Below are 21,994 nucleotides of genomic sequence, written 5' to 3' on the forward strand. Positions count from 1 at the left end.
CACGCCGTGCGTCGGGCGTGATCGGATCAGGAGCGGGTGTCGAACGGATCGACCCCGAGGCTTTCAGCCAGACGGATAGCGGCCTCGCGCTGGGGCAGGGCGGCGACGAAGGCGGCGAGGCTCACCAGATCGCCACCCCGGTCGGATGTGGCGAAATCCCCCCACTTCCCCGTCATCAGGTTGACCTTGAAGCTGCCGGGCTTGCGGTCATCGCGGAGCGGATTCCGGGCCACCCACTCGGCACCGTCGCGGCGGCCGTCGGGCAGGAGGCCGCGCACCACCGCTTCCGAGCTGCGAAGCGCGGCGGCGTTGACGCGGTCGAAGTCGATCCGCCGGGGCTTGGAGACGCCGGCCGTCACGCCGGGGCTCCATATTCCGAGGTCGATCCGGCGGCACCGGCCTTCGCCCACGACTCCAGGTCTTCAATGCGGTAGCGAATGGACCGGCCCAGGCGAACGAATTTCGGACCGCCGCCCGTCAGCCGCGCCTTATTGAGGAAACTCTCAGAGACCTTGGCCCACCGGGCGGCCTCCGAAACGGTGAAGAGTTCAGACGACATTGGCTTTCCCTGCATTAGCGGGTCCACCTCGGACCCATGCAGGAGAGAAAGCCTCAGCCGCTGGCCGTGTAATCCCCGGAGATAACCGCCGGGGAGGGTTCAACGTGCCCCATCGTTACGGTCGGGGACCGCCGGACTTTATCAGGCTGGAAATGCGCTCGCCGACCTTCTTAGAACTGGCCGAAAGCCCTTGGGCCGCGAGTTTCACGCCGCGCTCATTCTGGCTGTCGCGATCGGCAACGAGCTGGTGGGCGAGGACATATGGCTTCACGGTGGACGGGCCGCCCTCAGCTTCGATGATTTCCCACAGAAGCTGATCCAGGCCGACCTTCCCTGGACTCCGGGCGGCCTCGCTCGCTCGGGCCGCACCGGCGGCGCTCAGGTATCCCAAGACATCGCCGGCCCGGAAGCCGGTGCGATAGGCGTCCGCCAACACACTCTGGATGCCCCCCTGATCGATCCAGTAGCCCAGATTGTGAAGGGCGTTATTGACGGCCAAATCTCCCCGGCGAGAAGCAGCGGCGGCGAGTGTCGCCCACTCCGGAGTCCCGGTCAGCTGCTGAAGGTCTCTCAGGCGGTCCGCGACAACGCCTCTCATGCGACGGGCGTAGGAGACGTGCTCCAGCACTTCCATCGCCCATTCAAGAGGCCCATCGACCCCACCCAGGTCTTCAAAGAAGGGATAGGGAACATCGGCGGGGCTGAACGTGTCCAGCGGCCCGATAGGCCAGCATTTGGAGCTGTCGTCGTCATCCGGTCCCAAGAGATCACCGAAGTAGTCGGGCAGCATCCACCATGTGCCGCCGGCATCGCGAAACACCCACTGCATGGGTGCGTGGAAATCGAGGCCCACTGATCGTGCGATCTTCAAGGCCCGGAGATAGGCTCGAGGCAGCTGCTTTACTGACCACCGGAAAGGCGTGATGGCCGTCCAATCGTGAGGTTCAGGCGGCCCATAGATGTCCGGGGCGGGCAATAGCCGCGCCACCTCGGATGGGTCTGGCTTAAACCTCCAAGTCTCGAACTGGCGGCCGAGACGCTTCAGGCCAACGGGCTTCTGGCGCAGCATCTGGGCCGGATCGTCGCCGGCAAGCAGATGATACGGCGGCGGGGCTTGCGGGACCCGATCAGTCCCGTGCTCGCCCTTTGGACGGTAGGGACTGGCCATCGCATCGGGTGGGTAGAGCCTTTGCCACCGCCCGACATCGACCGGCTCCGTTTCCCACGGCTTCACCCCGCCCGGCTGACGGAAGCCGGGAATAGGCCCCGCCGGCCCGGGAGCGGTCGCGGTCGCGGACAAGTCTTAGCTCCGGTCAGGGAGCAGCGACACGGTTGCCCCGGTCCGGTGGTCCGTGTGCAGCAGCTCGACACCGCGAGCCTCAAAGGCGGCGAGGATCTTCGCCGCTGTCGCGTCCCGCGCGCCGGCTCCGGCCTCCAATCGGTTGATCGTGGTCCAGGCAACTCCGCTGTGCTCTGCAAGGTCGCGCATCGACCATTTCAGGATCGCCCGTCCGGCGCGGCAGGCTTCCGGTGTGACCGCCATCGTATCGCTCCGTCTAACTCAAAGACAAAGGATACGAGTGTATCAATCTCGTTGACAAGCGGTGAATGAAGTAGATACAAGTGTATGCGTAAGGAGACGGTTATGCAGACCACCAACGAGACCCGCCGCAGCGTTATGAAGATCGCTTGGAGCCTCTTCCGTGAAGCCATGACGGCTGGCGATCCCCGCTCCTTCGCCGATGCCCTCGCCGGGGCGTGGCGCTGGATCAAGAAGCTCGCGATGATGAAGCGCCCCAACTGGTCACGGGGTGGTGGCATTGCTCGCAGCGCCATCGGCCGCCGCTACGGCGCTGCTGCCTACATCGGCGGCCGGTCGAGCGTGGCTTACCTCGCCGCCCGCGTCGGTTCGTGAGGGAGGCCGACATGGCGCGATCATTGCCCAAGAAGCCGTCAGCCGGCCCGTCCCGGCGTCAAACCAACCCAAAGGGAGACACTTCCATGTCCGCAGCAGTCGCCTTCCATCCCCAGGCCGCCACCGCCCGCCAGCGGATCGCCGCCGAAACCTGCCCCGTCGCCACCCTCGCGGACGAAGCCGCCGCGCTGATCGACGCGTGGGCGGGCATGAATGCCGCGATCGCCAAGGCCCGTGAGGCCGGCGATGGGGACCAAGCCCCGGTCGGTCCGATGATCGGCGACACCGCCGGCGACGAAGACGCGGAGCAGCTGACCGCCAAGGTGGTCCGGAAGGAACTTAGCGACCGGATCAAGGCGGTCGGTCTGATCGCGACCCACCGGCCAGCGGCCAGCGCCAAGGGGGCGGCGTATCAGGCGCTGATCCTGAATCACCAGCTGATCGCGATGCTCGATGCCGGAATCGACGGCGGGGCGAAGGCGGCGGATCGAGATCGCCTTCAGAACGCCACCTGTGAGGCTGAACGCGCGCTGGTGTCGATCGTCCGGTACCTGGACGACGCTTCAGGCGGCCTTCCGCCCCCCCTGGTCGACTATTATTGCCTTAGTGCGACCGAGCGCGCGCCCGACGCCGCTGATCGAGCCGTGGTGCACTTCTCTCGTCGGTGATCCCAACGAACGCCGTCCGTTAGCATTGAGCCCGCCGGTCCTGCCGGCGGGCTTTCTGCATCCTCAATCCAATCCGGAGACGTCGGGCGTGGCCCTTCGCGAGATCGCGACCACGGGGGGCTTGGGTCCCCGGTGACTCTTTCCCGCTGTCATCGGTAGGGGGCGGTTGTCCGGGCCTCCTACGGGACGGCCAGTGCCCGGAGCGGACGACGGGGCGGGGCGGCCGTCTGATAGACGAGCGCACCGCTTTGCCAGTTCCCCCCACTCTGTCACGCAACAGGGGCGATCGTGTCGCCTTGAGCCTTTACCGCTTGCCGCGCCGCGCCCGCCGGGGGTGAGGGGGCCACACTCGCGCGGGGATTTTGGGCCGTCGCGGGAAGGATCGTGCCGAGCTGGCGGCCGGCGGTCGGCCGTCGCCGGATCACAACCCGGAGCCGGTTCCCACCGGTCCCCACCGACCAGACCCAAGTGGGGACCGACGAGGACGATAGATAAGATAGATAGATCAGTTAGTTAGAGGGAAGGTTCCCACTAGCCCCCACCGTCCCCACCGGTTTTATCACAACCCCGCACAAGGCAAACCACAAGGTTTCGGTCTAAGGAGGCACTGCGAAAGGGTTACGCTCGGCTCTACCGTATAGGGTCGAGCACCCTGGGAAGGACCCGCGACGCCGCTGGCCGCACCTCGCGCGCGAGTGGGGCCTCCCCGCCCCCCCGCGCGGCGGCTGGACGAAGGCGTCGACCCAGGTGACGAACATCGTCCGTGCAGCTTCGAAACCGTGCGTGCGGGTATCTATTTGGTATCTGGCCCGGCCACGCTTCGCCCGTGCGCTCGGGCGTCAGATCGTATCTAGCTGTAATCGCTAGAGAACGATGGTGGGCGGCGACGGGTTCGAACCGCCGACCCTCTCGGTGTAAACGAGATGCTCTGACCAGCTGAGCTAGCCGCCCGTCCAGATACGCCACCCTGTCATGCCCGTCCGGGGGCCACCGTTCAAGCCGCTTTCGACCGTCTCCCGCCCACGCGACCAAACGAGAACGCGGCCCGGGTTGCCCCGGACCGCGCCGTGTCATTCACTCGCGCCGGATCAGTGGCTGACGGAGGCCGAACCGCTGGACAGGGGGGCGGTCGGCATCGGCAGCGGATCGGCTATCTCGTCCCATTCCGTCGGCGTCAGGGTTCCGGTCAGGGCCCATTTCAGGGCCTCGTCCGCGGTCGAGATCGGAATGATCTCCAGACCCGACTTCACATTGTCGGGCACCTCGGCCAGGTCCTTCTCGTTCTCCTGCGGGATCAGCACCGTCTTGACCCCCGAGCGCAGGGCCGCGAGCAGCTTCTCCTTCAACCCGCCGATGGCCGTGACCCGGCCACGCAGGGTGATCTCGCCGGTCATGGCGATGTCCTTGCGGATCGGCACCCCGGTCAGGACCGAGACCATGGCCACGGTCATGGCCACACCGGCCGAGGGACCGTCCTTGGGCGTCGCGCCGTCCGGCACGTGCACATGGATGTCGGTCTTCTCGAACACCGGCGGCTTGACCCCGAAGGTCAGGGCCCGGGCCCGCACATAGGAGGCCGCGGCCGAGATCGACTCCTTCATCACATCCTTGAGGTTGCCGGTCACGGTCATGCGACCGCGGCCCGGCATCTTGATCGCCTCGATGGTCAGGATGTCGCCGCCGAACTCGGTCCAGGCCAGTCCGGTGACGATGCCGACCTGATCCTCCTCGTCCATCTCGCCGTAGCGGTATCTCTTGACCCCGGCGTATTCGGCCAGCTTGGCCTCGTCGACCGTGATGGTGGTCGCCTTGGTCTTGGCCATCTCGCGCACGGCCTTGCGCGCCAGACTGCCCAGGGACCGCTCCAGCGACCGCACACCGGCTTCCCGGGTATAGTAGCGGATCAGGGTCCGGATGGCGTCATCCGGCACGATCAGTTCCTCGGCGCTCAGGCCGTGATCAGTCAGCAGTTTCGGCAGCACGTGACGCTTGGCGATCTCGACCTTCTCGTCCTCGGTGTAGCCACTGACCCGGATGATCTCCATCCGGTCCATCAGCGGCTGCGGCATGTTCAGGCTGTTGGCCGTGGTCACGAACATGACGTTGGACAGGTCGTAATCGACCTCCAGATAGTGGTCGCCGAAATTGGCGTTCTGGGCCGGGTCCAGCACCTCGAGCAGGGCCGAGGACGGATCTCCGCGCCAGTCGGCACCCAGTTTGTCGATCTCGTCCAGCAGGATGAAGGCGTTGGTCGTTTTGGCCTTCTTCATCGACTGGATGATCTTGCCGGGCATGGAGCCGATATAGGTGCGGCGGTGACCGCGGATCTCCGCCTCGTCCCGCATGCCGCCCAGCGACATCCGTACATATTCCCGGCCGGTCGCCTTGGCGATCGACTTGGCCAGCGACGTCTTGCCGACGCCCGGAGGGCCGACCAGGCACAGGATCGGGCCCTTCAGCGCGCCGGTGCGCGCCTGGACGGCCAGATACTCGATGATCCGTTCCTTGACCTTCTCGAGGCCGTAGTGGTCCTCCTCGAGGATGTCCTCGGCCTTCTGCAGGTCGATGGGCTTGGCCTTCGCCTTGCCCCACGGGATCGACAGCAGCCAGTCGAGGTAGTTGCGGACCACCGTCGACTCCGCCGACATCGGGCTCATGTTGCGCAGCTTCTTGACCTCGGCGTCCGCCTTGACCCGCGCCTCTTTCGACAGCCGGGTGCGACGGATGCGCTTCTCCAGATCCATGATCTCGTCGCGCTGATCGTCGGTCTCGCCCAGCTCGCGCTGGATCGCCTTCATCTGCTCGTTCAGATAATATTCGCGCTGGGTCTTCTCCATCTGGCGCTTCACGCGCGAGCGGATCTTCTTCTCGACCTGCAGCACCGAGATCTCGCCTTCCATCAGGCCATAGACCCGCTCCAGACGCTTGGGCACGTCGGTGGTCTCGAGCAGCGCCTGTTTGTCGGCGATCTTGATCGACAGATGGGCGGCGACGGAATCGGCCAGTTTCGACGGTTCGACGATCTGCGGGATCGAACTCAGGGCCTCAGGCGGCACCTTCTTGTTCAGCTTCACATAGTTCTCGAACTGCTCGACCACGGCGCGCAGCAGGGCCTCGGTCTGCGACGGATCGCCGGCCTCCTCGGGAATCTCGACCGCCTCGGCCTCAAAGAATTCGGTGCGGTCGGTGAATTTCACCAGACGCGCGCGGCTCTTGCCCTCGACCAGCACCTTGACGGTGCCGTCCGGCAATTTGAGCAGCTGCAGCACGGTGGCCAGCACGCCGACCGGATAGATGGCGTCCGACGCCGGATCATCGTCGACGGAGTTCTTCTGGGTCGCCAGCAGGATCTGCTTGTCGCCCTGCATGATCTCGTCCAGCGCCCGCACGGACTTCTCGCGTCCGACGAACAGCGGCACGACCATGTGCGGAAACACGACAATGTCGCGCAGCGGCAGGACGGGCAGGGTTTTGGTCTCAGTCATGATGCACACTTTCCCGGGCCATTGGTGATCTCCGGCCCGTCACCCGACGTCCCCCGGCGCGATGCCGGACCCCGTCAGGGCGACCCGTCGATTCCGACGGTGTTCGTTAGAGTATGTGGGTCGCAGGCCGCCCGGTTCAAGCGTAACCACAAATCGTCACGCCTCCCGACCGGCGGCAATGGTCCGGCACGATATGCTTCCGGACACCGTCGATCCGGAAAATATCTTGCGTGGCGGACCCTGAAGGGCGGTTTCAGCGGCCGGTCCCGGCCCTGGGGCGACCACATCGACCACCCCGCCTGACGCCGACGCCGGGCTTCATCCCCAGACAACCGCGTCTGCCCGCCGATTCGCAACGCCACCGGCCCCGGTTTGCACTGCGGAACCGACAGGACTAGGGCTGCGCCCTGAATTCCCATGGAAGGTCACGGCATGGCGGCTTCCCGCCGCGAAATCCTTCACGCCGCCTGGCGCGAGCGGATCGGTCCGGTCTGGAAGAGCCGCCTCGCGACGGGTGCCGGTGCTGTGCTGGTCGGCCTGTTCGCCTTTGGCTTCGCCTGGGCCGCCGACCACGCCCAGATGGCCTTCGGACGCCTGTCGACGGGCTGGCCCTATGCACCGCTGGTCATCACCCCGATGGGGTTCCTGCTGCTGGCCTGGCTGACGCGCCGCTATGCGCCGCTGGCGCGCGGCTCCGGCATTCCCCAGGTCATCGCCGCCGCCCGCGATCCGGCCCGGTCCCGACCGCTGGTGTCGATGCGGAGCGCCCTGTTCAAGCTGCTGGCCACCCTCGTCGCCATGCTGGTCGGCGGCTCGGTCGGCCGCGAAGGCCCGACCGTCCAGGTCGGGGCCGCCATCATGGCCGCCTCGCACCGGCTGCTGCGCATCCCGGTCAATGGCGCGGTGATCATCGCCGGCGGGGCCGCCGGCGTCGCCGCCGCCTTCAACACGCCGATCGCCGGAGTCGCCTTCGCCCTTGAGGAACTGGCCGCCGCCTATGAGCAGCGCCTGACCCTGCTGGTGATGGCCGCCGTGGTCATCGCCGGTCTGATCCCGCTCAGCCTGTCCGGCGACTACATCTATTTCGGCGTGGTGTCCGAGACCATGTCCGCCTTCCAGGCCCTGCCCATCTCCCTGCTGGTCGGAGTCGTCGGCGGGGCGGCCGGCGGGCTGTTCTCGCGGATCTCGCTGCGGCTGCTGGCCAAGGGTTCGATCCTGGGCCGCAAGCCCCTGACCACGGCCCTGGTCTGCGGCATCGTCGTCGCCGTGGTCGGCGTCGCCGCCCACGGCCTGACCTGGGGTACCGGCTATGACGCCGCCCGCACCCTGGTCGAGGGCGGCCGCCAGCCGATCTGGTTCGCCCCGGCCAAATTCGTCGCCACCCTGGCCTCCAGCCTGTCCGGCGCGCCGGGCGGCATCTTTGCGCCGTCCCTGTCGGTCGGGGCCGGCCTCGGCGGTCTGCTGGCCAATGTCTTCCCGGAAGAAAGCCGCAGTGCCATCGTCCTGATCGGCATGATCGCCTATTTCGTCGGCGTGGTGCGGGCCCCGCTGACGGCCGTGGTCATCATCTCCGAGATGACCGCCAACCGCGGCATGATCCTGCCGCTGTTCGCCGCTGCCGTGGTCGCCGACTTCGCCGCCAGGGCGGTCAGCGGTCGCCGCCTCTATCACGGCCTGGCCGACAATTTCACCGCCGAGCCGGACGGCGACGAGGCCGGCGACGCGGACACGAAAAAGGCCCCGGACGCGACGCCCGGGGCCTGATTATCGGAATGACGGAGGCGGTCAGGCCGCCCCGTCAGCCTTCTTCTTCTCGGCATAGATCAGCAGCGGCTGGGCATTGCCCTCGATCACCTCGGCATTGACCACGACCTCCTCGACGCCCTCGAAGGTCGGCAGTTCGAACATGGTCTCCAGCAGGATCCCTTCCAGGATCGAGCGCAGGCCGCGCGCGCCGGTTTTGCGGGTGATGGCCTTCTTGGCGACGGCATTCAGTGCGTCGTCGGTGAAGGACAGTTCGACGTTCTCCATCTCGAACAGCCGCTTGTACTGCTTGACCAGGGCGTTCTTCGGCTCGGTCAGGATCATCACCAGCGCCTCTTCATCGAGGTCTTCCAGCGTGGCCAGAACCGGCAGACGGCCGATGAATTCCGGGATCAGGCCGAAGCGCATCAGATCGTCGGGCTCGACCCCCTTGAGGATGTCGCCGGTGCGCCGCTCATCGACGTCCTTGACCTTGGCCCCGAAGCCGATCGAGGCTCCGGCACCGCGCGCCGCAATGACCTTCTCGAGGCCGGCGAAGGCCCCGCCGACGATGAACAGGATGTTGGCGGTGTCGACCTGCAGGAACTCCTGCTGCGGGTGCTTGCGGCCGCCCTGCGGGGGCACGGAGGCGACGGTGCCTTCCATGATCTTCAGCAGGGCCTGCTGCACGCCCTCGCCCGAGACGTCGCGGGTGATCGAGGGATTGTCAGACTTGCGCGAAATCTTGTCGATCTCGTCGATGTAGACGATGCCGCGCTGGGCCCGTTCGACGTTGTAGTCGGACGACTGCAGCAGCTTCAGAATGATGTTTTCGACGTCCTCACCCACATAACCGGCTTCGGTCAGGGTGGTGGCGTCGGCCATGGTGAAGGGCACGTCGATGATGCGCGCCAGCGTCTGGGCCAGCAGCGTCTTGCCCGAGCCGGTCGGCCCGATCAGCATGATGTTGGACTTGGCCAGCTCGACGTCGTTGTTCTTGGACGCGTGGTTCAGCCGCTTGTAGTGGTTGTGAACGGCGACGCTCAGAACCTTCTTGGCGTGCTTCTGGCCGATCACATAGTCGTCAAGGACGTCGCGGATCTCCTTCGGAGTCGGCACGCCGTCCTTGGTCGTCTTGAAGGCAATCTTGTGCTCTTCGCGGATGATATCCATGCACAGTTCGACGCATTCATCACAGATGAATACCGTCGGACCGGCGATAAGCTTGCGCACTTCGTGCTGGCTCTTCCCGCAGAACGAGCAGTACAGAGTGCTTTTAGCGTCGCCGCTGGCTGCTTTGGTCATAGACCCATCTCACTCCGACGAACGGCCCCGATATGCGGCCGAGCGCGTATCCAACGCGTTGATTCCTGAACTCTAGGCGCGAAGGTCTTCAAAAATTGACAATCACCCATCATTGCCGCGGCTACAAGCCCACCGGGGCCCGGCGAGGCAAGAAGGACGGCACATGTTCACAGTCGACGGGGATCACGGCGAATGCGTGACATGGGCACCCGGCCGGTGATTCGCCAGACCTTTGACTCCACGCCGTTGCCGGGCGTGCCGATTGTCGCCTTCGATTTTGACGGCACCCTGACCATCCGCGACAGCTTCACCGCCTTCCTGCGCTGGCGCGCCGGCCCGGCGCGCTGGGCCTTGGGTCTGGCGAAGCTGGCACCCGCCGTGCTCGGCTATGCCCGGGACCGCGACCGGGGACGGATCAAGGCGGCCTCGGTGCGGGAATTCCTCGGTGGCGTGGATCGCCCCACCCTGGAGGCCGAGGCCGAAAAATTCGCCGAACACATCTGGCCCCGCTTCATTCGCCCCGACGCCCTCGCCTGCTGGCAGGACTGGGGACGCAAGGGCGCACATCGCGTGATCGTGACCGCCTCGCCCGAGATTACCGTGGCCCCGTTCGCCCGCCGCCTCGGGGCCGAGGCCCTGCTGGGCACCCATATGACCTTCGACGACGATGATCGCGTCACCGGGGCCTTCACCGGCCCCAATTGCCGGGGTGAGGAGAAGGTCCGCCGCCTGCGCGCCGCCTATGGTAAGGACCTGCAGCTGGCCGCGGCCTATGGCGACACCAGTGGCGACACTGAAATGCTGGCCTTTGCCGCCGAGGCGGGCTTCCGGGTGTTTACGAAACGGCCTTAGTATCCGTTCGCATCCACGTCGAAGACAACCGGCTTGCCGCGTGACGTGGGATTCCAGCCCGCCTCGATGGCGGCGGTCACGGAATTGCGCACGGCGTCGATATTGACGCGCTGCTTCTCCAGGTCCGGACGTCCGTTCGGGCGCATCGGCATGGGGAACTGCACGATCGCCTCGCGCTTGAAGTCCTTCAGCCGCAGGGCAATGGCCATGCCGTCCCACGTGCCATCGGCCGACGGCTGGGGCTGGGGCTGCCGTCGCACCTCCCAGTCATAGATGTCGCCGTCGATCTCGACCACGCCGCGAGTGTCACGTCCGTACTGCATCGGCGGCTCATAGCACGAACCCGCCCCAAGTCGTCGAACCCTGACCGCAGAAACGAAAAGGGCGCGCCGTCACCGGCACGCCCTCCCTGATATCCAGTGATCCTGGCCGGATCAGACGGTCTTGATGCCGTCGCTGTCGGCTTCCTCACGCTTTTCATAGACGTGGTCGATGATGCCCCAGTCCTTGGCCTGTTTGGCATCCATGAAATGGTCGCGGTCGAGGGTCTTCTCGACCTCCTCATAGGTGCGGCCGGTGTGGTGGACGTAGATCTCGTTGAGCCGCTTCTTGGTTTCAACGATGTCCTCGGCGTGGCGCACGATGTCCGACGCCTGGCCGCGGAAGCCGCCCGAGGGCTGGTGAACCATGACGCGGGCGTTCGGCAGGGCGATGCGCTGGCCCGCCTCCCCGGCCGTCAGGATCAACGAGCCGGCCGAGGCGGCCATGCCCATGCACACGGTCGAGACCGGGCTCTTGATGTATTGCATGGTGTCGTAGATCGCGAGCGCCGAGGTCACCTGACCACCGGGGCTGTTGATGTACATGCTGATTTCCTTCTTCGGGTTTTCCGATTCCAGGAACAGCAACTGGGCGCAGATCAGCGAGGCCATCGTGTCCTCGAACGGCCCCGTCAGGAAGATGATCCGCTCGCGCAGCAGCCGCGAGAAGATGTCGAATGAGCGTTCGCCGCGGCTGGATTGCTCCACCACCATCGGCACGAGGTTGCTCTGGATGAAATCGATCGGATCGCGCATTCGATGGCCTTCTCGGAGATGCTGCCCGTGGCCGGGCGTCTGGCGCGACTCACCGGCCGCTGCCCTGTTGAACAGGATATCGCGTTGCCAAGTGGTTGACGCAAGGTATGTGCGGAAAAAGCAAATCCCCGCTCCGGAGACCGGAACGGGGATCACTGTCGTCAAAATGTAGGCGGGACGGCCTATTCCTCGTCGTCTTCCTTCAGAAGCTCTTCCTTGGTGATCGGCGTTTCCTTGACCTTGGCCATGTCGAAGATCAGGTCGCAGACCTTCTCCTCATAGATCGGCGCGCGCATCGAGGCGGCGGCGTTCTGGTTCTGGCGATAGAACTCCAGCACCTGCTGTTCCTGGCCCGGATAGTTGCGGGCCTCGGCCATGATGGCGTTGTTCAGTTCCTGATCGGTGACGCCGACGTCGTTTGCGCGGCCGATCTCGGCGAGCACCAGACCCAGGCGCACGCGGCGCTCGGCGATCTTGAGGTACTCTTCCTTGAGCTTTTTCTCGGACTTCTTGGCGTCTTCCGGCGGCAGGTTGCCGGCTTCCTTGTCGGCCTGCACCTGTTGCCAGATGCCCTCGAACTCGGCGTCGACCATTTTCGGCGGCAGGTCGAAAGTGTGGGCCTTGTCCAGCGCGTCCAGCAGGGCGCGCTTCAGCTTGAAGCGGGCGGCACCCTTGTACTGCTGGTTCAGGTTGTCGCGCATCAGTTCCTTGAGCTTGTCCAGCGACTCCAGACCGATACGCTTGGCGAAGTCCTCGTCGACCGTGGCCTCGACCTCGGCCTTGATGGCCTTGACGGTGACGTCGAAGGTCACGGCCTTACCGGCCAGATGCTTGGCCTGGTAGTCCTCGGGGAAGGTCACGTTCAGGACCTTCTCATCGCCGACCTTGGCACCCTTGAGCTGCTCTTCGAAGCCCGGAATGAAGCGGTTGGAGCCGATCACCAGCTGGGCGTCCTCGGCGGCACCGCCCTCGAAGGGCTCACCGTCCAGCTTGCCCAGGAAATCGATGGTGACCTCGTCGCCGTCGGCGGCCTTAACGGTCTTGCCCTTCTTGTCCTCATAGGACTTGGCCTGACCGGCCAGTTCCTTCAGCGCCTCGTCGAGGTCAGCGTCGGTGGCCTCATAGACCGGACGCGACAGCTTCAGCGTCGTCGGGTCGACCGGCGTGAACTCCGGCATCACTTCCAGGGCCATCTCGAAGACGAGGTCTTCCAGACCGGCCATGACCTTGTCCATGTCCGAGGTCAGCTTCATGTCAGCCGGGGCGGCGGGCCGCACCTTGGCGTCCTCGAGGGCCTTCTGGCTCGACTCGTTCAGGGCGGTGTTGATGATCTCGCCCATCATTTCGCGACCGAAGGTCTTGCGCACATGCGACGCCGGCACCTTGCCGGGACGGAAGCCCTTCAGCTTCATCTGCGGGGCGACCTCCTTCAGCTTGGCGTCGAGCTTGGTGTTCAGCTCGGTCACGGGGATGGTCACCGCGAGGACGCGGCTGAGACCTTCGTTCGACTTTTCGACGACTTGCATGGACAGAATCTGACGCTCTGGGGCAGCGCCGGAGGAACTGGCGCGCACGGGGATTGAATAAAGCAGAAAGGCCGCCCCGGTGGGAGCGGCGCTCGAAGCCCGCCCTTATGTCGAGAAGGGCCGAAAAGGTCAACGCAGGGGACGGTTTCGCCGCCCCTCGGTCTCGCCTATGTGATGGACATGAACCAGTCTGTCTCCCCCATCGGCGTCTTCGTCACCCCGGTGACCCCGCTGCAGCAGAACTGCACCACCGTCTGGTGCGTAAAGACCGGCAAGGCCGCAGTCATCGACCCGGGGGCCGAGATCGATCGGGTTCTGGCGGAAATCACCCGACGCGGCCTGACGCTCGACGCCATCTGGATCACGCACGGTCACCTCGACCACGCGGGCGGTGCCGCCGAAATGCAGGAAAAGTCCGGGGTCAAAATCATCGGGCCCCATCCGGACGATCAGTTCTGGATCGACGGCATCCCCGAACAGGGCCGCACCTACGGCCTGCCGACCGCCCGCAGCTTCACGCCCGACCGCTGGCTCGCCCACGGCGACGCCCTGACCCTCGGCGACACCGAATGGGAGGTCCTGCACTGCCCCGGCCACACCCCCGGCCATGTCGTCTTTTTCAACCGCGCAGCCCGGTTTGCCCAGGTCGGCGACGTGCTGTTCCGCGGCTCGATCGGGCGGACCGATTTTCCGCGCGGCAACCACACCGACCTGCTCACGGCCATCACCACCCGGCTGTGGCCGCTGGGCGATGACGTGACCTTCGTGCCGGGGCACGGCAGCCACTCGACCTTCGGAGCCGAGCGGCGCGACAACCCCTATGTCTCCGACGCCGCCATGCAGCGTGCGCCGATCGCCCGCCCGGCGACGGGTCCGTCCTGACGCCCTGTCGGTAGCCGGGCCCCACGGCTGAACATCCGCGCCCGCCCGGCGTTGAGGGGGCGAAAGGATACCGCATGACCGATCCCGCCCCCGCCTGGCCCGACGCCCCGACTCCCGAGATTCCGCCCCCCGGAACGCCCGGCCCCGACATCGACCCCGGCGGCACGCCCGACGACCTGCCGGTCCTTGATCCCGTGCCTGCTCCCGACCCCGGCGTGGAGGTCCCGCCCCTGCCCTCCGGCAGCGATTGACCGCACCCGGGACACAGTCGTTGCCGGGCGTTCGATTGGTCGTTCCCCGGAACCTCCGGCCAGCCCCCGGGTTCAGATGGCAACCGACATTGTCTTCTGGAAAGGATCGCACCATGGCCGAAGGTCAACCCACCCGGACGTCCGGTGTTTCGCGACGGGGCTTCGCCTCGATGGACCCCGAACGCCAGCGTGAGATTGCCCGCAAGGGCGGGGCCAGCGTGCCCAGCGAGAAGCGCAGCTTCTCCCAGGACCGCAGTCTGGCGGCCCAGGCCGGCCGCAAGGGCGGCGAAGCCTCCCACGGGACCCGCAAGGAACCGCGGGCCGACTAGCACCCGACAGGCCCGGCGGTTGGACCGTCGGGCCTTAGCCCTGCAGCAGGGCCAGGGCGACCGAGGGCGCGGGCCCTGACCGGAATCGCGCCACCGTCCAGCCCGCCGCCTCGACCATGCGCCGCAGCGAAGCCTCGGTGAATTTACGCGAACTTTCCGTGTGCACCGTCTCGCCCTCGGCAAAGGCGATGCGACGGTCACCCAGCTCGACGGCCATGTCGCGCGTCGCTGCCAGATGCATTTCCATGCGGGAATCGGCTTCGTTCCAGACCGCCTGATGCTGGAAGGCCTCCAGATCGAAATCAGCGTCCAGTTCGCGGTTGGCCCGGCCCAGCAGGTTCAGATTGAACGCCGCCGTCACCCCCTGACTGTCGTCATAGGCTGCGACCAGAGTCGCCGGATCCTTGACCAGATCGACCCCCAGAATGAACAGGGCATTATCACCCAACAGGGCCCGCGCGGCCTTCAGGAAGGCCACGGCCTCGGCCGGCTGCAGATTGCCGATGGTCGAACCCGGAAAGAAGCCGATCCGCCGCCCCGGTCCGGCCGCTTCGGGCAGCGCCTCCAGATGCAGAAAGTCGCTGACCAGCGGCGCGACCGTCAGGTGCGGATAGGCGTCGTCGATCCGCGCCGCCGCCTCGCTCAGGGCTTCCGGGCTGATGTCGATCGGCACATAGGCGGCCAGGTCCTTGCCGGCGTCGAGCAGGATGCGCGTCTTCTCGCTGGCACCCGAACCGAACTCCACCAGCACCGAGCCGGGCCCGAATTCCGCCGCCCAGTCCGGCGCGACCTCGCGCAGCAGGGCAGCCTCCTGCCGCGTCGGATAATATTCCGGCAGCCGGGTAATGTCCTCGAACAGGCGCGACCCTTCTGCGTCATAAAACCATTTCGGCGAGACGGCTTTCTGCGGCTGGCTCAGGCCCGCGACCAGCGCCTCGCGGAAATCGGCGTCCTCTGCCGCCGGCGTTTCCGTGTTCGCCGTTCCCGGTTCGATGTCCCGTGCCAGTCGAAGTCCCATGAAGGCCCACCTTTGTTGCGGATAGTAGAAGTTGCGATAGCTGACCCGGGCATGACCGGGCGGTGTCGCGAAGGATCCGCCGCGCAGCACCATCTGATTGGCCATGAATTTGCCGTTGTACTCGGACGCGGTCCCTTCGGTCGGCCTGAAGCCGGGATATGGGGCGTAGGCGCTCGATGTCCACTGCCAGACCTCACTCGAAAGACTGGCGAAGGCCGACCCTGCCGTGGTCGCCGCATGTTCCCATTCGGCCTCGGTCGGCAGGCGGGCCCCGGCCCAGCGCGCATAGGCGTCGGCCTCATAAAAGCTGATGTGGCGCACCGGAGCCGCCGGATCGACCGGATGCCGTCCGGTCAGGCCCAGCACCGTCCAGTCCGCCCCGTCCCGTCGCCAGTACAACGGCGCGTCCCAGCCCCCGGCCTGCACCGCCGCCCAGCCGTCCGACAGCCACAGGTCGGCGCGTTCGTAGCCGTCGTCGGCGATGAAGCGGAGCCAGTCGCCGTTGCTGACCAGATCGTGGGCCATCGCGAACGGCTGCAGCCAGACCGGATGGGACGGGCTCTCATTGTCGAAGGCGAAGCCCCCTGCCCCGGTGCCGATCCCCGTCCCGACCTCGACCCGACCGCCGACGAACGGCGTCTCGCCGCCCCGCACCGGCTCAGGCGTGCCCGTGCGCGGCTCTGTCTCATAGGCGGCGGGATCCAGCGGCGAACGCGACATCAGGTTCAACAGGTCCATCAGGAACAGCTCCTGATGCTGCTGCTCGTGATGCAAACCCAGCGTCAGCAAATAACGCTGCGACGCCTCCAGCCCGCCGGCGTTCAGCCGGATGACCATCCGTCGGTCGATCTCGCTGCGATACTCCAGCACCGCCGTCAGCGACGGCCGGGTCATCAATCCCCGCTCGGCCCGCGCCACCCGCGAACCCAGGGCCTCGTAATAGGAGTTGAACAGGGTCTGGAAACGGGCGTCGACCGGCTCATAGTCGGCCCGCGATGCCAGAATCATCGCCTCGAAGAACCAGCTGCTGTGGGCGAGATGCCATTTGCCCGGGCTGCAGTCGGGCATGGACTGGGCCTGCAGGTCCTCGGGCGACAGTCCCGCCGCCAGCGCCGGCATCACCGACCGCACGCGACGGTAGGCGGCGATGTCGCGCGCTTCGGTCGTCTCGATTCCGGCCGGTGCATTCATCCGCAATGACGTCCGCTGTTGCCTGTCGTCACCGTTGACGCTCCCGTTCCACCCAATGCCCCTGTGGGGCCCGGGTTCCTCGTCAGGACCGCAAGCCTAGCCGTAGATCGGCGCGGGATCACCCCGTTTCAACCCGGCGAGGGGTCTGACCGTCAACCGAGGTCGGCGATGGCGTCCACAATCTCGTCGACGGCCTCGACCCGCGTGGCCCACGAACAGACGAACCGCACCGAGCCGTCATCGAACCTGTAACAGGCCCAGCCAAGGGCATTCAGGCGCGCATGGGCGGCCTCGGGCATGCGCACAAACACCGCATTGGCCTCGACCGGATGGGCCAGGGTGAAGGGCGAACGCGTCGCGATCCCGGCCGCCAGTCGCTGGGCCATCAGATTGGCGTGGGCGGCACCATCCTCCCAGGCGTTGGACTCCAGCAGCCCCAGGAAGGGGGCCGCCAGGAACCGGGCCTTGGACGCCGTCTGCCCGGCCTGTTTCAGCCGGTTGTCGATCCGGCGTGCCAGCGTCTTGTCGAACATCACCAGGGCTTCGGCGCAATTGGCCCCGGCCTTGGCTCCCCCGAACACCAGCACATCCACGCCCAGACGAGCGATCTGCGTCAGGTCGAACCCCGCCGCCGCCGCATTGGCCAGCCGCGCCCCGTCCATATGAACGCCATGGCCCTTCAGCTTCACCGGCTCGATCAGGTGCCGCAGTTCCTCCTCGGTATAGACGGTTCCGTATTCAGTGGACTGGGTCAGCGACAGGGCGGCCGGCGGCTGGCGATGGCCGACCTCGGGCTCGGCCAAGGCTGCCGTCAGGGCCGCCGGCTCGATCTTGCCCGAAAAGCCCGGCAGGCCGATCAGACCGACGCCCTGGCCGAAGAAGCCGGGTGCCCCGGTCTCGTCGGTGCAAATATGCGCGGCGTGATGGGCCAGCACCGCCTCATGCGGAAAAGCCAGCATCGACAGGGCAATGGCATTGGCCGCCGTGCCGCTGAACACGAACCGCACCTCGGCATCGGCGTCGAGCCGCTGGCGGATCTGGTCGGCGGCGCGGGCAGTGACGTCGTCCGTCCCGTAGGCGCGGGTAAAACCGTCGTTGGCTGTGACCATGGCGTCCAGCGCCGCGGGGGCCATGCCGGCCGTATTGTCGGATCCGAAGTCGTAGCGCACCCGTCAGTCTCCCTGGGTTTCGTCTGCCGGCGCGGCGAGGATGCGGGCGAATGAAGCGCCCTTGGCCGGGACCTCGACCTGGTGCGGGAACGGGATCTCGATACCGGCGGCGTCCAGCGCCTCCTTGCCGGCCTGCATCAGGTCCGCCTGGGTCTGCCACCAGTCGCCCGACTTGACCCAGGCCTGCAGGGTCACCTGCACGGCACTGTCCAGCAGGCCGGTGACGCCGGTCCACGGGGCCGGATCCTTCAGGACCTTGCCATGGCCTGCGGCCGCGCTCTCCAGCACCTGCCGGGTCTCGCCCAGATCCTCGCCATAGCCGACGGTGAAGTCGATCTCGATGCGACGGGTTGTCTGGCCGGACAGGTTCAGGATCACATCGCCCAGCACCTTGCCGTTGGGCACGACGATCTTGTGATTATTGGCATTGGACAGCTGGGTGGTGAACAGGTCGAGGCGCTGCACCGTGCCGCTTGCGCCGCCGATATCGATCACGTCCCCGACCTTGTAGGGGCGCAGGATCAGCAGGACCACGCCGGCGGCCACGTTGGCCAGCGTCCCCTGCAGCGCCAGGCCGACGGCCAGGGAGGCGGCCCCGAGCACGGCGATGATCGAGGTGGTCTGGACCCCGAGACGCTGCAGCACCGCGATCAGGCCGATGATGTAGACAACGACCCGCACCACCTGGACGGCGAAGGTCAGAACCGTCTGGTCATCCTGAAAACCGCGCACCCGCGACAGGGCCCGACGGGTGACCTTCGAGGCCCAGCGTGACAGGAACACCGTGGTGATCAGGATCAGCAGGGCAATAACCAGGCTGATGGCCAGGTTGCCCACCATGTCGGTCACCTTGGCCAGCATGGCGGCGTCGACGGTGATTGCCGCCCGGCCGGCGGCCACCGCGTCGTTCAGAGGTGTTGCGAGGTTGGTCATGGTCCGGGTCTAACGCCCTGCGCCCGGATGTGAACCCCGGAGCCTGTAATTACAGGGCGACCCCCGCAGCAGACAACCGGCGCGCAGCAGGCAGAATGCCTTTCCAGTCAGACGCGGCGCTCGAGGCGAGCTGGATCAGGCTGCGGCCACCTTTTCGTCGCCGCCTTCGACCGCCTGCAAGCCTTCGCGTCCGCTCCCGACCCGGTTCATTACCTTGGCCAGGGCCGCGAAATCGATCGGCTTGTTCAGATAGGCGTCGGCACCGGCCTCGAGACCCGCCTCATGGTCCTCATTTCGCGCCGAGGCCGACAGCACAACGATCGGAGTTTCGGCATTCGGGCCGGTACTGTCGCGGATCGCGCGGGTCGCTGTCAGCCCGTCCATCACGGGCATGTTGACGTCCATAATGATCAGATCGAACGCCTGGTCCTGCGCCATGTCCACGGCGATCTGGCCGTTCTCCGCCGTGGCCGAGACGTGGCCGGCGGACCCCATCCAGGCCTCCAGGATCATGCGATTGACGGGATGGTCCTCGACCACCAGCACGGTCAGGTGACGCCCGTCGCCGACCTCGGCCTCGATCGCCTCGGCCGGGGCGATATGCGCCCATTCGACCACCTCCGCCTCGACGCTGAAGGTGAAGACCGAGCCCTCGCCAAAGGTCGAGGTCACCGCGATGTCACCGCCCATGATATTGGCCATGCGCCGGGAAATCGTCAGGCCCAGTCCGGTGCCACCGAAGCGCCGGGTCGAAGAGCCGTCGACCTGGGTGAAGGGCTGGAACAGACGCTCCAGATCCGGGGCCGCGATCCCGGATCCCGTATCCCGAACCTCGTATTCGAACCGCACGACCTTGTCCGACAGGCGCTCGCCGCGGACGGTATAGGTGACGGCTCCGGCGTCGGTAAATTTCACCGCATTCGCCAGCAGGTTCTGGATCACCTGGCAGATCCTGAGCGGGTCGCCCTTGACCATCGCCGGGTTCTCGCCCTCGAACACCATCCGGAAGTCCAGACCCTTGGCCTCGGCCTGGGCCTGGAACGGCCCGACCACCCGCTTTTGCAGGTCCTCGACCACGACGTCGACGACGTCGAAGGTCATCTTGCCGGCCTCGATCTTGGTCATGTCGAGAATGTCGTTCAGCAGCGACAGCAGATTGTCGCCCGAGTTGCGGATGATCGACAGATATTCGCGCTGGGTCTCTTCCAGCCGCGTGGCGCTCAGCAGCTGGGCGGCACCCAGGACGCCGTTCATCGGCGTGCGCAGCTCGTGGGAAATAACGCCCAGGAAGTTGGATTTGGCGTCGCTGGCGGCATTGGCCCGGTCGCGGGCCGTCTCCAGCTCCTCGATCAGATGGGCCTGATGCTCCTGGAAGGCGCGAATCCGCTCTTCCCGCAGCATCGTCATCATCACCAGAACGAACAGCCCGGCCGCCGTGAACGGTACAACGCCGAGGAAGGACCAGAACACCGGCGTGCCCCACAGGCTGGCCAGAATGATCAGGGCGGACAGGCCATAGGGCGACGAAATCACGAGGGCCTGACGCGGCGAGCTTCGAAGCTGCGAAAACACGAGCACATAACCGCAAACCAGCAGGGTCATGGCCAGGGCGCGGCCGAACGGCGCGTCAGAGAACCAGGCCAGGAGCGGTGCGGTCGCCCAGACGGCAGTGGTGATGGTCGCCACGGCGGGGAATACCAGGCCCCACCCGGCACCGACACGGTCGCTGATGCGTTTTTCGACGGCACCACGCAGCGTACCGGCTGCCAGGGTGCTGACCAGCCAGATGGCTGCCACACCGACGCCGATCGTGCCCAGCAGGCCCAGGGCCCAACTCATAATGATCAGATAACGGAGATATTGGGTCTGCAAGATCGCCCGCAGGGCCTGTGCGGCCTCTCCGGGGCGTTGATCGCCAGCCAGACCCTTATCTATCGCATCGGATTCAACCATTTGTCGCCCCACGGATAACAACCCGGCGTGACGCTAGGACCAACCCGCTAAGATGAGATGAACGTGATTCTACCTAAGCGTCGGATATCGACAGCTAATCAGCGCCGGCTTCAGCGGGGGTCAGGGTCCGGATTGACAGGGCGTGGATCGGTCCGGCCAGTTCCGTGCGCAGGGCCGCAGTCACAGCCCGCTGGCGGGCCAGCCGCCCCAGCCCCTCAAACGCGCCGGAAACCACCGTCAGATTGAAATGGCTTTCGCCACCCGGAGTCGCGTCCATACCACCGTCATGATGGTGCCCGGCGTGCCGCCAACTGTCATCCTCGATCTCCAGACGCTCCGGATTCAGGGCCAATGTCAGTTTTTCGCGGATAATTGTCGCGATTGGGCCCTCTGGCATCGGTAGTTCCTTGATGATGACCAATTCCCCCCTACACTTGCGGGCATGAGCGCCGATTTTCAATACACGCCCCGATTCAAGGATATGCGGATCAAGCCGCAACGCGCCGAGGAAGAGGCGGCGGAGAAGGACGTCCTGCACCTGAAGCCGGGCGAGAAGGCCTGCGACTGGCCGGACTGCAGCAAGGCCGCTACCGCCCGGGCACCCAAGTCGCGTGAGCGGCTGAACGACTTCTATGACTTCTGTCAGTCCCACGCCGGGGCCTACAACAAGAACTGGAACTTCTACGCCGGCATGAGCGAAGGCCAGGTCCGCGCCGCCCAGGAGAATGAGGCCATGACCGGTGGCCGCCCGACCTGGGACATGAAGGCCAGCAAGAATTCGCGTGAGGCGGCGGGCAATGCCGCCAAGCTGGGCAAGGCCCACACCGGTCCCGCCGGCTCGTGGAGCAACAGCTTCGGCCTGTTCGACCGCCGCACCCAAGAGCAGGTCAATCCGGCCGACGACCACCGCGTCGGCAAGCTGGAACGCGCCGCCATGTCGGACCTCGGTCTCGAGCCGGGTGCCGAGAAGTCGGACATCAAGGCCCGCTACCACGAGATGCTGAAGCGGTTTCACCCTGACACCAACGGCGGCGACCGCGGGGCCGAGGCCAAGCTGCAGAGCGTGATCCGCGCCTGGAAGATCCTCAAGAAGGCCGGCCTGGCCTAGCAGAGGGTGCAATCGTGCCTAGGTAAGGTGT

Annotated in this window: 22 protein-coding genes and 1 tRNA gene; 8 read left to right on the forward strand and 15 right to left on the reverse strand. The window is 66.1% G+C overall.

Features of this window, described 5'->3' with window-relative positions; genetic code table 11:
* Nucleotides 1-26: 26 nt before the first annotated feature.
* The 4 genes from AAC067_RS03275 to AAC067_RS03290 all read right to left on the reverse strand — a co-directional run bounded on the left by AAC067_RS03275 (nt 27) and on the right by AAC067_RS03290 (nt 2,102).
* The gene (locus tag AAC067_RS03275; RefSeq protein WP_339929480.1) at nt 27-359 is read right to left on the reverse strand and encodes a hypothetical protein; all 333 of its coding nucleotides are present in this window, start codon (nt 357-359) and stop codon (nt 27-29) included.
* The gene (locus AAC067_RS03280; protein WP_339929482.1) at nt 356-559 is read right to left on the reverse strand and encodes a helix-turn-helix domain-containing protein; all 204 of its coding nucleotides are present in this window, start codon (nt 557-559) and stop codon (nt 356-358) included. The genes AAC067_RS03275 and AAC067_RS03280 overlap by 4 nt, the downstream gene beginning before the upstream one ends.
* A gap of 115 nt (nt 560-674) precedes the next feature.
* Nucleotides 675-1,859, reverse strand: a complete 1,185-nt coding sequence (locus AAC067_RS03285) for a hypothetical protein (RefSeq protein WP_339929484.1) — start codon at nt 1,857-1,859, stop codon at nt 675-677.
* A 3-nt stretch (nt 1,860-1,862) separates the two neighbouring features.
* The gene (locus AAC067_RS03290) at nt 1,863-2,102 is read right to left on the reverse strand and encodes a helix-turn-helix transcriptional regulator (protein WP_339929486.1); all 240 of its coding nucleotides are present in this window, start codon (nt 2,100-2,102) and stop codon (nt 1,863-1,865) included.
* 102 nt (nt 2,103-2,204) lie between these two features.
* On the opposite strand from AAC067_RS03290, the gene AAC067_RS03295 reads away from it, so the two are divergent.
* Nucleotides 2,205-2,474, forward strand: a complete 270-nt coding sequence (locus tag AAC067_RS03295; protein ID WP_339929488.1) for a hypothetical protein — start codon at nt 2,205-2,207, stop codon at nt 2,472-2,474.
* Between the two features lie 86 nt (nt 2,475-2,560).
* Entirely contained in the window at nt 2,561-3,142 is a 582-nt protein-coding gene (locus AAC067_RS03300; protein WP_339929490.1) for a hypothetical protein, read from the forward strand.
* A gap of 874 nt (nt 3,143-4,016) precedes the next feature.
* Here AAC067_RS03300 and AAC067_RS03305 read toward each other — a convergent pair.
* Nucleotides 4,017-4,093 (reverse strand) — tRNA-Val (locus AAC067_RS03305).
* A gap of 137 nt (nt 4,094-4,230) precedes the next feature.
* Nucleotides 4,231-6,627 (reverse strand): endopeptidase La, encoded by a 2,397-nt coding sequence (gene lon / locus AAC067_RS03310; protein WP_339929492.1) that lies wholly within the window; start codon nt 6,625-6,627, stop codon nt 4,231-4,233.
* A gap of 432 nt (nt 6,628-7,059) precedes the next feature.
* Between lon and AAC067_RS03315 the strand changes: the two genes are divergently transcribed.
* Nucleotides 7,060-8,391 (forward strand): chloride channel protein, encoded by a 1,332-nt coding sequence (locus AAC067_RS03315; RefSeq protein WP_339929494.1) that lies wholly within the window; start codon nt 7,060-7,062, stop codon nt 8,389-8,391.
* Between the two features lie 21 nt (nt 8,392-8,412).
* Here AAC067_RS03315 and clpX read toward each other — a convergent pair whose 3' ends face one another.
* Nucleotides 8,413-9,675 carry an ATP-dependent Clp protease ATP-binding subunit ClpX gene (clpX, locus tag AAC067_RS03320; protein ID WP_339929496.1) on the reverse strand — a complete coding sequence of 421 codons (1,263 nt, stop codon included), beginning with the start codon at nt 9,673-9,675 and terminating at the stop codon, nt 8,413-8,415.
* Between the two features lie 192 nt (nt 9,676-9,867).
* Here clpX and AAC067_RS03325 point away from each other — a divergent pair, with 192 nt between their 5' ends.
* Nucleotides 9,868-10,527 (forward strand): HAD-IB family hydrolase, encoded by a 660-nt coding sequence (locus tag AAC067_RS03325; RefSeq protein WP_339929498.1) that lies wholly within the window; start codon nt 9,868-9,870, stop codon nt 10,525-10,527.
* Here AAC067_RS03325 and AAC067_RS03330 read toward each other — a convergent pair.
* The 3 genes from AAC067_RS03330 to tig form a co-directional block, all read right to left on the reverse strand.
* Nucleotides 10,524-10,850 carry a hypothetical protein gene (locus tag AAC067_RS03330; protein WP_339929500.1) on the reverse strand — a complete coding sequence of 109 codons (327 nt, stop codon included), beginning with the start codon at nt 10,848-10,850 and terminating at the stop codon, nt 10,524-10,526. The two genes, AAC067_RS03325 and AAC067_RS03330, sit on opposite strands and share 4 nt — an antisense overlap.
* A gap of 111 nt (nt 10,851-10,961) precedes the next feature.
* Nucleotides 10,962-11,603 carry an ATP-dependent Clp protease proteolytic subunit gene (locus AAC067_RS03335; RefSeq protein WP_339929502.1) on the reverse strand — a complete coding sequence of 214 codons (642 nt, stop codon included), beginning with the start codon at nt 11,601-11,603 and terminating at the stop codon, nt 10,962-10,964.
* A gap of 182 nt (nt 11,604-11,785) precedes the next feature.
* Nucleotides 11,786-13,129, reverse strand: coding sequence for a trigger factor (gene tig / locus AAC067_RS03340; RefSeq protein ID WP_339929504.1), 1,344 nt, complete (start codon nt 13,127-13,129; stop codon nt 11,786-11,788).
* A gap of 180 nt (nt 13,130-13,309) precedes the next feature.
* Here tig and AAC067_RS03345 point away from each other — a divergent pair, with 180 nt between their 5' ends.
* From AAC067_RS03345 to AAC067_RS03355, 3 genes are all read left to right on the forward strand, one after another.
* Complete coding sequence (locus AAC067_RS03345; RefSeq protein WP_339929506.1) at nt 13,310-14,011, forward strand: MBL fold metallo-hydrolase; 702 nt, start codon at nt 13,310-13,312, stop codon at nt 14,009-14,011.
* 74 nt (nt 14,012-14,085) lie between these two features.
* Entirely contained in the window at nt 14,086-14,262 is a 177-nt protein-coding gene (locus AAC067_RS03350; RefSeq protein ID WP_339929508.1) for a hypothetical protein, read from the forward strand.
* Between the two features lie 113 nt (nt 14,263-14,375).
* Entirely contained in the window at nt 14,376-14,591 is a 216-nt protein-coding gene (locus AAC067_RS03355; protein WP_339929510.1) for a general stress protein, read from the forward strand.
* 34 nt (nt 14,592-14,625) lie between these two features.
* On the opposite strand, the gene egtB is transcribed toward AAC067_RS03355, so the two are convergent.
* The 5 genes from egtB to AAC067_RS03380 all read right to left on the reverse strand — a co-directional run bounded on the left by egtB (nt 14,626) and on the right by AAC067_RS03380 (nt 21,252).
* On the reverse strand, nt 14,626-16,800 hold the full coding sequence (gene egtB / locus AAC067_RS03360) for an ergothioneine biosynthesis protein EgtB (protein WP_339929512.1): 2,175 nt from the start codon (nt 16,798-16,800) through the stop codon (nt 14,626-14,628).
* A gap of 152 nt (nt 16,801-16,952) precedes the next feature.
* On the reverse strand, nt 16,953-17,969 hold the full coding sequence (locus AAC067_RS03365; protein ID WP_339929514.1) for a beta-eliminating lyase-related protein: 1,017 nt from the start codon (nt 17,967-17,969) through the stop codon (nt 16,953-16,955).
* Between the two features lie 3 nt (nt 17,970-17,972).
* A complete protein-coding gene (locus tag AAC067_RS03370) occupies nt 17,973-18,902 on the reverse strand; it encodes a mechanosensitive ion channel family protein (protein ID WP_339929516.1) in 930 nt (309 codons plus the stop codon).
* Between the two features lie 135 nt (nt 18,903-19,037).
* A complete protein-coding gene (locus AAC067_RS03375) occupies nt 19,038-20,855 on the reverse strand; it encodes a response regulator (RefSeq protein ID WP_339929518.1) in 1,818 nt (605 codons plus the stop codon).
* 94 nt (nt 20,856-20,949) lie between these two features.
* Nucleotides 20,950-21,252 carry a BolA family protein gene (locus tag AAC067_RS03380; protein WP_339929520.1) on the reverse strand — a complete coding sequence of 101 codons (303 nt, stop codon included), beginning with the start codon at nt 21,250-21,252 and terminating at the stop codon, nt 20,950-20,952.
* A 45-nt stretch (nt 21,253-21,297) separates the two neighbouring features.
* Between AAC067_RS03380 and AAC067_RS03385 the strand changes: the two genes are divergently transcribed.
* Nucleotides 21,298-21,963: a J domain-containing protein gene (locus tag AAC067_RS03385; RefSeq protein WP_339929522.1), complete on the forward strand. Its 666-nt coding sequence runs from the start codon at nt 21,298-21,300 to the stop codon at nt 21,961-21,963.
* Nucleotides 21,964-21,994: the final 31 nt, after the last annotated feature.

Source organism: uncultured Brevundimonas sp. (assembly GCF_963977465.1).
In the GTDB taxonomy this organism is placed as follows: domain Bacteria; phylum Pseudomonadota; class Alphaproteobacteria; order Caulobacterales; family Caulobacteraceae; genus Brevundimonas.

Coding starts and splice junctions, on each gene's coding strand:
- AAC067_RS03280 (WP_339929482.1), bottom strand. CDS start 559: ATGTCGTCTGAACTCTTCACCGTTTCGGAGGCCGCCCGGTGGGCCAAG.
- AAC067_RS03290 (WP_339929486.1), bottom strand. CDS start 2,102: ATGGCGGTCACACCGGAAGCCTGCCGCGCCGGACGGGCGATCCTGAAA.
- AAC067_RS03295 (WP_339929488.1), top strand. CDS start 2,205: ATGCAGACCACCAACGAGACCCGCCGCAGCGTTATGAAGATCGCTTGG.
- AAC067_RS03300 (WP_339929490.1), top strand. CDS start 2,561: ATGTCCGCAGCAGTCGCCTTCCATCCCCAGGCCGCCACCGCCCGCCAG.
- lon (WP_339929492.1), bottom strand. CDS start 6,627: ATGACTGAGACCAAAACCCTGCCCGTCCTGCCGCTGCGCGACATTGTC.
- AAC067_RS03315 (WP_339929494.1), top strand. CDS start 7,060: ATGGCGGCTTCCCGCCGCGAAATCCTTCACGCCGCCTGGCGCGAGCGG.
- clpX (WP_339929496.1), bottom strand. CDS start 9,675: ATGACCAAAGCAGCCAGCGGCGACGCTAAAAGCACTCTGTACTGCTCG.
- AAC067_RS03325 (WP_339929498.1), top strand. CDS start 9,868: ATGCGTGACATGGGCACCCGGCCGGTGATTCGCCAGACCTTTGACTCC.
- AAC067_RS03330 (WP_339929500.1), bottom strand. CDS start 10,850: ATGCAGTACGGACGTGACACTCGCGGCGTGGTCGAGATCGACGGCGAC.
- AAC067_RS03335 (WP_339929502.1), bottom strand. CDS start 11,603: ATGCGCGATCCGATCGATTTCATCCAGAGCAACCTCGTGCCGATGGTG.
- tig (WP_339929504.1), bottom strand. CDS start 13,129: ATGCAAGTCGTCGAAAAGTCGAACGAAGGTCTCAGCCGCGTCCTCGCG.
- AAC067_RS03345 (WP_339929506.1), top strand. CDS start 13,310: ATGAACCAGTCTGTCTCCCCCATCGGCGTCTTCGTCACCCCGGTGACC.
- AAC067_RS03350 (WP_339929508.1), top strand. CDS start 14,086: ATGACCGATCCCGCCCCCGCCTGGCCCGACGCCCCGACTCCCGAGATT.
- AAC067_RS03355 (WP_339929510.1), top strand. CDS start 14,376: ATGGCCGAAGGTCAACCCACCCGGACGTCCGGTGTTTCGCGACGGGGC.
- egtB (WP_339929512.1), bottom strand. CDS start 16,800: ATGAATGCACCGGCCGGAATCGAGACGACCGAAGCGCGCGACATCGCC.
- AAC067_RS03370 (WP_339929516.1), bottom strand. CDS start 18,902: ATGACCAACCTCGCAACACCTCTGAACGACGCGGTGGCCGCCGGCCGG.
- AAC067_RS03375 (WP_339929518.1), bottom strand. CDS start 20,855: ATGGTTGAATCCGATGCGATAGATAAGGGTCTGGCTGGCGATCAACGC.
- AAC067_RS03380 (WP_339929520.1), bottom strand. CDS start 21,252: ATGCCAGAGGGCCCAATCGCGACAATTATCCGCGAAAAACTGACATTG.
- AAC067_RS03385 (WP_339929522.1), top strand. CDS start 21,298: ATGAGCGCCGATTTTCAATACACGCCCCGATTCAAGGATATGCGGATC.